General features: G+C 56.5%; 8 protein-coding genes. 7 read left to right on the forward strand and 1 reads right to left on the reverse strand.

Annotated features, from left to right (window positions below; all coding sequences use genetic code 11):
• The first annotated feature begins 153 nt into the window (after positions 1-153).
• The 5 genes from ACZRKZ_RS22890 (at position 154) to ACZRKZ_RS22910 (ending at position 3,877) form a co-directional block, all read left to right on the forward strand.
• Complete coding sequence (locus tag ACZRKZ_RS22890) at positions 154-483, forward strand: hypothetical protein (protein ID WP_426208782.1); 330 nt, start codon at positions 154-156, stop codon at positions 481-483.
• Between the two features lie 91 nt (positions 484-574).
• Positions 575-1,543 (forward strand): DUF932 domain-containing protein, encoded by a 969-nt coding sequence (locus ACZRKZ_RS22895; protein ID WP_426208780.1) that lies wholly within the window; start codon positions 575-577, stop codon positions 1,541-1,543.
• Positions 1,544-1,621: 78 nt separating this feature from the next.
• On the forward strand, positions 1,622-2,623 hold the full coding sequence (locus ACZRKZ_RS22900; protein WP_463982821.1) for a YqaJ viral recombinase family nuclease: 1,002 nt from the start codon (positions 1,622-1,624) through the stop codon (positions 2,621-2,623).
• Between the two features lie 87 nt (positions 2,624-2,710).
• On the forward strand, positions 2,711-3,607 hold the full coding sequence (locus ACZRKZ_RS22905) for a recombination directionality factor (protein ID WP_426208778.1): 897 nt from the start codon (positions 2,711-2,713) through the stop codon (positions 3,605-3,607).
• 57 nt (positions 3,608-3,664) lie between these two features.
• Positions 3,665-3,877, forward strand: a complete 213-nt coding sequence (locus tag ACZRKZ_RS22910; protein ID WP_463982822.1) for a hypothetical protein — start codon at positions 3,665-3,667, stop codon at positions 3,875-3,877.
• A 399-nt stretch (positions 3,878-4,276) separates the two neighbouring features.
• On the opposite strand, the gene ACZRKZ_RS22915 is transcribed toward ACZRKZ_RS22910, so the two are convergent.
• Positions 4,277-4,624 carry a helix-turn-helix domain-containing protein gene (locus tag ACZRKZ_RS22915; protein ID WP_463982823.1) on the reverse strand — a complete coding sequence of 116 codons (348 nt, stop codon included), beginning with the start codon at positions 4,622-4,624 and terminating at the stop codon, positions 4,277-4,279.
• A 139-nt stretch (positions 4,625-4,763) separates the two neighbouring features.
• On the opposite strand from ACZRKZ_RS22915, the gene ACZRKZ_RS22920 reads away from it, so the two are divergent.
• Both ACZRKZ_RS22920 and ACZRKZ_RS22925 read left to right on the forward strand, forming a co-directional pair.
• The gene (locus ACZRKZ_RS22920; protein WP_463982824.1) at positions 4,764-5,117 is read left to right on the forward strand and encodes a hypothetical protein; all 354 of its coding nucleotides are present in this window, start codon (positions 4,764-4,766) and stop codon (positions 5,115-5,117) included.
• Positions 5,118-5,166: 49 nt separating this feature from the next.
• Entirely contained in the window at positions 5,167-5,997 is an 831-nt protein-coding gene (locus ACZRKZ_RS22925; protein WP_463982825.1) for a hypothetical protein, read from the forward strand.
• The last annotated feature ends 3 nt before the right edge of the window (positions 5,998-6,000 follow it).

Here is a 6,000-nt window from a genome sequence, read left to right on the forward strand (position 1 = left end):
GGCTTTGCCCTATATAGGGTCAATTGCAGCCGAATTTGGCGCGGGATAAACCGCTCGCAACACAACCATTCGATTCGATTCGATTCGATTCGATTCGAAAAAATCTCAACCACACATAACTGCAATGACATCACCACCAAAGAGGTTCGCCCCATGTCATTGCAGTGCCCCCGCTGTAACTCACCCAAAATCGCCTCTTTCCACCAAGCCATGAAAATTGCAGCTGCCATCGGCACGGTCGGCGGTGCAGCACGTGGCGTCAGTGCTGCATTGGCAGGCGGCCAGTTCGGAGCCACTGTTGGCGCTCTCGCTGGCCCACTCGGAATAACTCTCGGAACTGTTTCTGGCGCCATTCTCGGTGGCCTTGTAGGTGGCGCTGGTGGCTGTGCACTGGGCGCTCAACTCGGCGACAAACTTGACCGCCATGTCCTCGCCCACAATCTCTGCCTGATCTGTGGGCATCGGTTCAATCTGCCTGCTTAAACCGTCCTCCCCTTCTCTCTTTTAGTACGTCCGGACAGTGCCGCGCGATGCGTGGCATTTATGCCGGCTTGCACCCTAAGGAATCGTAATCATGGCTCATCAAATCGAACAAATGGCTTACGTTGGCGCGACACCGTGGCATGGCCTCGGCAGTCAACTGACTCAAAAACAACCTATTGAAATCTGGCAGCGTGAGGCAGGTATGGACTGGAAGATCCAGGAAAGCCCCGTTCACTTCAAAGCCGACGCTATCGGCCATCTGGGTAGCATTCACTCGTTCCCGGAGCAAAAGGTGCTTTACCGCTCTGACACCAAAGCGCCGCTGTCAGTGGTTTCCAACCGCTATCAAATTGTCCAACCGCGTGAGGTGATGGAGTTCTATCGAGATCTGACCGAGGTGTCCGGCTATGAGCTGGAAACGGCTGGCGTGCTCAAGGGCGGTCGTAAGTTCTGGGCGTTAGCGCGAACCGGTCAGAACACGGCGTTGAAGGGCAATGATCAGGTCAACGGTTATTTGTTGCTAGCAACCTCTTGCGACGGCACGCTCGCCACCACCGCCACGCCGACCACCGTTCGCGTGGTCTGCAACAATACCTTGACCATTGCACTGGATGGCGCCACTCGCGCCATCAAGGTGCCGCACAGCACCCGCTTCGACCCTCAGGTCGTCAAAAAGCAATTGGGTGTGGCCGTCTCGCAATGGGACGAGTTTATGTATCGCATGCGGGTGCTGGCCGAGCGCAAAGTCCAGTGGCATGAGGCCATGGGGTTCTTCATGAACGTGTTGTGTGACGTAACTCCCAATAGCAAATTACCTGAAGTCCTTCCCAACGAACGCGCCCTACGCAAGGTACAAAGCCTGTACGAGGGACGCGGCCGTGGTGCAACGCTTGAGTCGGCGCAAGGCACTGCCTGGGGTCTCCTCAACGCCGTGACCGAGTACGTCGACCACGAGCGCAGAGCGCGTAGTAACGAGTACCGCATGGACTCCGCCTGGTTCGGTCAAGGGGCACAGATCAAGCAACGTGCGCTGGACACCGCACTGCAACTTGTAGCCTAACCAGTTACTTCCTCCCCCCATAACGCCCGATCCTCCTGGTTGCTGATCGGGCGTTTCTATTTCTGCAAGGTAAACGCTATGAACGCTACTCCATTGCGCAACACTAGCAAGGCTCGTCCAGCGCTGCGCCTGATCAGCACCAAGGAACTGCCTCGTGAAGATTGGCTGGCGGTACGCAAGCAAGGTATCGGCAGCTCGGATGCCGGTGCTGCGGTAGGCCTAAATCCCTACAAATCGCAGTTGGAGCTGTGGCTGGAGAAAACCGGTCGCGACACCACACTGCCAAAAGCCGACCCACATGATGAAGAAAGCCCAATGTACTGGGGCAACGTTCTGGAACCAGTCGTGGCCTGGCATTACAGCAAACGGACGAAAAACAAGGTGCGGCGCATCAACGCTGTATTGCAACACCCTGATCCTGAGCTGCCCTGGATGCTGGCCAACATCGACCGCGAGGTGATCGGTGCTGACGATGTGCAGATCCTCGAATGCAAGACCGCCGGCATAAATGGGGCACGCCTCTGGAAGGAAGGCGTGCCCGAGTACGTGCAACTGCAGGTGATGCACCAACTCGCTGTCACCGGCAAACAGGCTGCGGATGTGGCGGTACTGCTCGGTGGTCAGACGCTGGAGATCCACCGCATGGAGCGTGACGAGCAGATGATTGCTCGCCTGATCGAGTTGGAGCGCAAGTTCTGGTACTACGTCGAGACCGACACGCCACCACCTGCCGATGGCTCAGTCTCGGCTGAAATGGCGCTGCGCGCACTCTACCCGGAGGACAACGGCCAGACCGTCGACTTCAGCGGCCATGCAGGATTGGCGGCAGCCTACTTAGAGCTCAAGGCCGTGCGCCAATCCATCGGCGAGAAAGAAACGCGCGAGGCCCAACTTAAACAGTTGCTGCAGCAAGCCATCGGCGAGGCCACACGAGCGGAGTTCTCCAGCGGATATATCAGCTGGAAGAAATCCAAGGGTTGCACCGTGCTCGATGTCGAACGCCTACTGAAAGAGAAGCCTTACCTGCAGGTTCGCTACGCTAAAACCAAGGAAGGTAGTCGCCGCTTCCTGATCAACTGACTCAGCTATTCCTAACCTCCCTCCCCTTGGCCAGTACCCGCAGTTCGCGCTGCGTGGCTGGCTTTTTTCATTTCCAGGAGAACCATCATGTTGAAAGGCTTAGCCCTGACCCCCCCAGTGCTTGGACGCATCTCCATCGGCAAAATCGTCGAGAGAAATGGTAAGCGCCTGCCGGAGAAAGATGATCAGTTCACCATTACATCCCAGGTGCAAAGTAGGGATGGCTGGCTACTACACCCACTCAATGACGAACTGCGCCAGAGCAAGGAAGACAAGCTGCGCAGTATTCCTGTGCGCCTTTTGTTCAACGAGCCTGAGCTGAATTTCCGCGCCGACTACACCCTGTTCGACCGGCAGTCTGGCAGGCCGTTGTGCGTGGGCAATGGCGAGACCTGCAAGCGTGCCACTCAAGACGGCATGCAGTCACTGCCCTGCCCCTCGCCGGATGCGTGTCCATTGGCCAAAGGGGGGGCCTGCAAGCCTTATGGTCGGCTGAACGTACTCATCGGTGATGACGATCCGCTGGGCAGCTTCGTGTTCCGTACTACCGGCTTCAATAGCATCCGCACTCTGGCCGCTCGGCTGCATTACTTCCAAGCCATCTCGGGCAACCGCCTGGCCTGCCTGCCGCTGGAACTGCGTTTGCGCGGCAAGTCCACCCGGCAAAGCCACGGTACGCCGATCTTCTACGTCGATATCACCGTGCGCAGCGGCATGAGCGTGGAGGAAACGTTGCTCGGCGCTCGGCAGCTCGATGAAGCCCGGCAATCTGCGGGCTTCGATCAGGCCTCATTGGACTGCGCAGCGAAGCACGGGCTCGGCAACGGGGCGTTCGAGGACAGCGAGGAAGACGGTGGCGCCGTGATCGAGAAGTTTTATTCGAGCACGGATGCCGCCACCGGCGCTGCCGAGAGTGACGAACCGCAACCAGCACCCAACTCACTCGCGGGCAAGCTGGAAGCGCTCGCCTCGCACGCCATCTGATACCACTCCTGCCTGGACTGAATGCATCGGCCAGGCAGCCTCTTTCGGAGAGCCGTCATGACCCTGCTTCGATTTCTATTCTGCCTATTAATTTTCATCGGGGCGCTGGCTGCAGCAGGCGTACTGGTGCTGAGCATTCTGCTAATGCTGCGTTTCCCGCCGCTGCTGGTCGCCGTAGTCCTTGCGTGCTGGATTCTGAACCGCCTGTGCAAGCTGCTGCGCGCATCCGGCCAAGACAATCCCACGAGAAATCCCGCATCGCAGGGGTGACCTCAGCAACCTTTATGAGCGGCCAGACAGGGAATGGCCGCACTTAACCCATCAGGAGAATGAACAATGATCAGACAATGTTTGATCTGCGACTCAAGAGCCGTCCTGCCCCAGGAGGTCGCAAGAGGCATTGCTCTGCTGGCCGGCCTAGCCGATGGCGCGCTACGAGGAGTTCAGGACACGAATCAGGGCACGCAGGTTCGCCTCGGATACAACTCGCTACTGAGTGGGCTGGCCGCCATCGCACCGACTTACCCATCGGCGCTGCGATTGGCTGAGGATGTCGCCAAATATCACTTCGCAGGCTTCGACTGTCTGTGCCTACGCTGCGGCGCGTTATTCGATGAGGCGGTGAAGGAGGCTACTGAGCAAGCGCCTCAGCCGCCGTAAAATAGCAACTCATTCACGACCGAGCCGGTCAACAAGACGCTCCACCACATCCATGACGAGTGCGCGGTCACCCGTATCCAGCGTGGACAGCAAATCGTAGAGCCTGCGCGCCTGGTCTTCTGGGCGTGAACTGCCCGCCGTCAGCAAGTCGGCGGTTTCACAGCCAAAAATTTCCGCAAATTCGACCAAACGCTCGATGTTAGGCATGACGATCCCACGCTCTATACGGGATACGGCCTCGCTTCCAATCCCAAGCTTTTCCGCAACCTGCTCCTGACTCAGCTTGCAACGAGCACGTTGGCGAGCAATTGCTTGGCCAACAAGCTCCGCCAACTGCTTCGATTCGGTTTTTGACATGCCGCCCTCCAGTTCAACCTGGATGGTTGAGCATCAACCTGTTGACATGAAGGACTTATCAAACCGAGACTCACCCTAAAAGGTTGGTATTCCACCCTTTCTCAAAACCACTATCTCTTGCAGGGAGCTCAGAAAAGCCATGATCGTCGTAACAGGTCTGAATGAAGCGCAGATTGAAGGTCTCGTGAAAAGTAAAGCGTCCTTCGAGATTCACAGTCTCAGGGGCAATTTCATGGCAGGTATCAAATTGGTTGAAACCAAGATTGAAAGCCAGGAGCTGAAGTGTCGGGTCAAAAGCGATGTGAAAAGTGCAGTCGTACAAGGCGGCGCACTCGGCGCCGTATTCACCGTCCTGACAACACCTGCAACATTGACCATAGCGACATTAACGGCTGCAGCAGGCGTAGGTCATACGCTCGTTACGTACAACCCCGACTACGAAATCATCAAGGACTACGTCAACAAGCGGCTCAAGGTTGTTTACAAGAAATAGCAGCTTTGCTCAGCCCCCTCGTCAAACCCTTCATAGTAAGAAATAAACCATGAAACGTATCCTCAGCATCCTTCTTCTCGCGTCCTGTGCTCACGCCAACGCTGAGATCTCCGCGTACCAAGGGACAGCGGCTTTCTTTCCAGACGAGAAATCGATTCACAACCTCCCGGAAGCGATTCCATGCGTCACCCGCCCAGCAGCGACGGGTCAACCCATGCTTTTCTGTACCTGGCTCGCCAGCACACGGTACGTGGATATCTGGGACGCTCAGCGCCAGCAAAATGTCCGCATTACTAATAAAGTCAATGGCATGTGCAAGCGTGGCAATTGTCGAATCCAGGGTGCAGAGGTAGGTAACTGGAAGGAGGATACTCCGTTCCAACTCTCCATCTGGTATCGCATAGGCAGTAGCATTGATGGCAAGCCAGTCGCCTACCGCATCGACGCCACCCGTCAAGTTTCATACGCGGAAGCGGGAAGCCTGCTGATGAAGTTCTACTTAGATGCTGGAGTTTCAGACAATGAACTAGTTTCGACCTTCGACCAGCGTTACATCGGTGGTTGGGCAGCGTGGAATCAGGAGAAGGGTGGGGCTGCAGCGGCGAAGACTCCGGCTGCTGCCCAATCAGAATGGCCAGAAGTCAAAACCGCCTGGTGCAATCCGCGCATGGATGACGACTGCTATATCAACAAAAAGAAGGTACCAATAGCTGAACTCGGTAAATGGTTACCGGACATCAGCGAATCGAATGCCGACCAGCTAGGCGGCCACTGTGAAACTATCTGTAGTGGTCTAATGAAACCGGACACTCATTTAGGCGAGAATGCTCGCCATATCGAGGTGTCAGATGACCAAGCAACGTCGTGTCTTTTCCGCTGAATT

This window comes from Pseudomonas sp. c313 (assembly GCF_055407145.1).

Coding starts and splice junctions, on each gene's coding strand:
- ACZRKZ_RS22890 (WP_426208782.1), top strand. CDS start 154: ATGTCATTGCAGTGCCCCCGCTGTAACTCACCCAAAATCGCCTCTTTC.
- ACZRKZ_RS22895 (WP_426208780.1), top strand. CDS start 575: ATGGCTCATCAAATCGAACAAATGGCTTACGTTGGCGCGACACCGTGG.
- ACZRKZ_RS22900 (WP_463982821.1), top strand. CDS start 1,622: ATGAACGCTACTCCATTGCGCAACACTAGCAAGGCTCGTCCAGCGCTG.
- ACZRKZ_RS22905 (WP_426208778.1), top strand. CDS start 2,711: ATGTTGAAAGGCTTAGCCCTGACCCCCCCAGTGCTTGGACGCATCTCC.
- ACZRKZ_RS22910 (WP_463982822.1), top strand. CDS start 3,665: ATGACCCTGCTTCGATTTCTATTCTGCCTATTAATTTTCATCGGGGCG.
- ACZRKZ_RS22915 (WP_463982823.1), bottom strand. CDS start 4,624: ATGTCAAAAACCGAATCGAAGCAGTTGGCGGAGCTTGTTGGCCAAGCA.
- ACZRKZ_RS22920 (WP_463982824.1), top strand. CDS start 4,764: ATGATCGTCGTAACAGGTCTGAATGAAGCGCAGATTGAAGGTCTCGTG.
- ACZRKZ_RS22925 (WP_463982825.1), top strand. CDS start 5,167: ATGAAACGTATCCTCAGCATCCTTCTTCTCGCGTCCTGTGCTCACGCC.